Consider the following 3,814-nt stretch of genomic DNA (forward strand, 5'->3'; position numbering starts at 1 on the left):
AAAAACACCACCCATTAGGGTGGCATCTTTTTAAACAATTCTACCAAAAACTACTGCTCAACATAAATCTGCACCTCAACACGGCGATTGGGTTGTAGACAACGGATTTGTTGTTTTTTGGTGCCATTGATAGAGCAGTCTTTTATTGGCATATACTCACCTGCACCTGTGGTATTTAGTATATCTGATGCAATACCTTTTGATAACAGATAGGTAGCAACCGTATCAGCACGACTTTTTGATAAAGCCAGATTATACTCTTTTGAACCTAGTCTGTCAGTATGACCGATGATATGGGCTTTTACTTTACCTTGGCTTTGATAGTCTTTTAGCTTATCTGCAAGCTCATCAAGTTTGGTCAGACCACCTGGTAACATATCTTTTATACCTGATTTATCAAAAGCAAATAAAGCATCTGCTTGCAAGGCAAAAGTTTCTGTTGGTGTCGCAGGCGAAGATGGCATCTGCTGAACGATGTCTTGAATCACTGCTTGAGTGTGTAGCAAACCTGCTTGTTTTACTTTCTCTTCACACTCAGGTGCAGACCAGTACATGGCATTGATGGCTTTGTTTTTATCAAAACGAATTTGGAATTGACATTGTCTGTAATCACCTACTTGATCACGATAATTAAAGATGTAATTCCATTCATAAACACCATACAAGCCTTCATGATAATGCGGATAGCCAATCAAATGATACAGTTGGTCTTTACTCATGCCATGTTCAATCTGAGCAATGTTACTCCAATTAGCCCGTGAGCCTTTATAGTTATTTGATGAAACAACAGCATCATCAATCTTTGGAAACTCAACCTCTGTGTCTGTTTCAACTTCCAAAGCAGAAGTTGAAACACAACCAGTCAGCGTCATCGCCATCAACATCACACCAAACAATGCGGTATGTTTTTTATTCATATCATGTTTTCCTAAGATAAAAGTTATCGCAATGGGTGGGTTACCAGGTAAAGCCTACGCCCACACCATAGCCAAGGTTCTTCTCGGTGTCAACATTTAAGTTTGACTTCAATGCCATGCGTCCATTGTCACTCAAGCGAGAATAACCAATGGCGATTGCTTTCTTATCACGGAAGCCGCCCAATGCTGCCGATACCATAGATTTGCCTGGCATCATGACTTGTGGTAGGGACGCTGCAGCGTTATTACCGGCAATACCTGCTTGTAGCTGACTTTCAATTTTACCGATGTGGTTATAAACATTCATCAGCTGACCACCATTGACGATATCTTTACTGTCTGGTGCGATATGACCATCAGCCACATTGGTAATGCGTGCTGCACTGCCATCGTTCTGCTGAATTCTGATGGTATCATCACCTTCATGAACAATCTGTGGTCCTGTAGTAGCATCACCTAAGGTGATACCCTCTTTAAAGGTCGCTTGTTTTTCAACCGTCAAGGATTGATTCACAACAGTCTTTTGAAGCGTTGTATCACCATTTGCTGTTAACTTCTCAACAGTTGTATCACCCTTAACTATCAAGGTTTTATCAATCGTTGTGTTACCAGTCACATTCAGCGTACCATTAACAGCAGTATTTTTCAGCTTGGTTTCGCCATTGGTTACTGTCAAGCCATTATTTACCTCAACTGTATNCAGTATTTTTCAGCTTGGTTTCGCCATTGGTTACTGTCAAGCCATTATTTACCTCAACTGTATCTTTAAAGGTTGCTTTCTCTTTAACAGTCAATGATTTTTCAAGCGTTGTATCACCATTTGCTGTTAACTTCTCAACAGTTGTATCACCCTTAACTATCAAGGTTTTATCAATCGTTGTGTTACCAGTCACATTCAGCGTACCATTAACAGCAGTATTTTTCAGCTTGGTTTCGCCATTGGTTACTGTCAAGCCATTATTTACCTCAACTGTATCTTTAAAGGTCGCTTGTTTTTCAACCGTTAGGGTTTGATTCACAACAGTCTTTTGAAGCGTTGTATCGCCATTTGCAGTGAAATCAGTAACGGTTGTCTTTTGAAGCGTCGTATCACCTTTAACATTTAAGCCACCAGCTTCAACAGTCAGACCATTGCCGGCAGTAATACGACCAGTGGTTTCAATATTGCTTAAACCGCTAATATTCTTAGCAAGTTTTACAACCAACTTGCCATCACCATCTTTCATCACTCCGATATTATTATCAGACAGCTTGGTTGCATCCGTTAAGCCACCGGCAATGGTTAGCGTCTCACCTAATTTACGATGGACTTCTTGATTGTCATCACCAACGAACTTCAGGCCTTTATTTGCCTGTGCATCCAGCTGGCCCTTATTGACTGCATCGTTAGGGTCAACACCATCAGCAACGCCACCAACTTTCGCTCCTTCTGCCGTATTTTCAATACTAAATGTATTGGTTTTACCAGCATTGGTTGCGGTCATTTCAAGCTTATTGTTTTGTAGGTTTAATTGGTTTTTTGGTCCAATGAGTGAGATGCCTTTTGCATTAAACTCGCCCCCGTTACCATCTTTATCGATAACATTCACACCATCGCCACTAAGACTGCTTTCACCGTCTTTGCCGATAACTGATAAACCACCTTCTTTAAGACTGCTTTCACCATCTTTACCGATAACTGATAAACCGCCTTCTTCAAGACTACTGCTGCCGTTTTTACCCGCAACTGACAAACCGGTTTCTTCAAGACTGCTACTACCATCTTTGCCGATGACCGATAAACCACCTTCTTTAAGACTGCTTTCACCATCTTTACCGATAACTGACAAACCGGTTTCTTCAAGACTACTGCTGCCGTTTTTGCCTTCAACAGCAACACCGTTCGCCGTCACTTTGCTGACATTACCGTCTCTGTCTGCAACAGTAAGCCCGCCTTTATCGACTGTGCTCTCACCGCCGCCATTACCGACTGCACCGCCGCCAGTACCATTGCCGTTACCGACATTACCGCCATTGCCACCGACATTACTACCACCGCCGTTGCCCAGAGTACTACCACCGCCATTACCCTGTGTCTTAACACCTGCAGGGGAGAGTGTGGTCACATCACCCTTATCATCTTTAAGCGTTAATGTCTTTTTAAGAGAGAAGGTAAAGGTTGTACCTTCTTGTTTAATATCCAAGTTGTCACCGGCAATCAGCTTAATCAAATCACCAGCTCTCACCACTTCTTCGGATGCACCAGAATTAGTACCAAGTCCGGTTTGACCGGAGATGACTTGGAAACCGGATTGATTAATCGCATAGGCAATATCTCTGGCGGTCATCAGTTTCTTAGCATTGTCTATCGCATCGAAAGATACCATTGGAATATCTAATCGACCGCTATTGCTTACCATCAAATCGGTGGTGTTAGCAGCAATCTTATTGCCGTCAATCAGCTTAATGGTGTCATTATCAACATTGACATTAAAGGTCACTTTGCTTGTTTTGCTGTTACCCTCACGAGTGACAACTGCAGTAGTTGCCTTACCATCGATAAAGTCAACTGTATCAAAACCACGAATAAAGTCTCTTGATGCACCATTGTTTTTTAGGTTAAAGCCCACTGACAACACATCAGCCATGGTTGCTGCACGAGACAATCTTTTTGCTCTTTCTGCTGGATCGGCACCCTGATTAGAAACATCCAATTCCGGATCAATATCTGATGACAGTGTATTATCAGCAGTCGCTGCGATATTACCTGGCAAACCACTAATACCTGTATTGTCAAGCAACAGTGGCGGTTGATTCTCTTTTGAACTTGGGATCTCTATCGCATCAAAGGTTGATTTACCTTTTACATCCATACCACTCGTCACCGTTAGCTTGCCATCAACGGTGGTGTCTTTAAG

2 protein-coding genes are annotated in these 3,814 nt (G+C 42.2%); both read right to left on the reverse strand.

From position 1 onward, the window contains the following. Positions 1-50: 50 nt before the first annotated feature. On the reverse strand, positions 51-917 hold the full coding sequence (locus ACERC6_RS10085; protein ID WP_373628930.1) for an OmpA family protein: 867 nt from the start codon (positions 915-917) through the stop codon (positions 51-53). A gap of 40 nt (positions 918-957) precedes the next feature. Further along, positions 958-1,593: a YadA-like family protein gene (locus ACERC6_RS10090; RefSeq protein WP_373630526.1), complete on the reverse strand. Its 636-nt coding sequence runs from the start codon at positions 1,591-1,593 to the stop codon at positions 958-960. Between the last annotated feature and the right edge of the window lie 2,221 nt (positions 1,594-3,814).

The sequence above is a fragment of the Moraxella sp. E33BD genome, from assembly GCF_041807865.1.
In the GTDB taxonomy this organism is placed as follows: domain Bacteria; phylum Pseudomonadota; class Gammaproteobacteria; order Pseudomonadales; family Moraxellaceae; genus Moraxella; species Moraxella haemolytica.

Bases quoted from the DNA above. Each gene is read 5' to 3' on its own strand.
- ACERC6_RS10085 (WP_373628930.1), bottom strand. From the start codon at position 917: ATGAATAAAAAACATACCGCATTGTTTGGTGTGATGTTGATGGCGATG.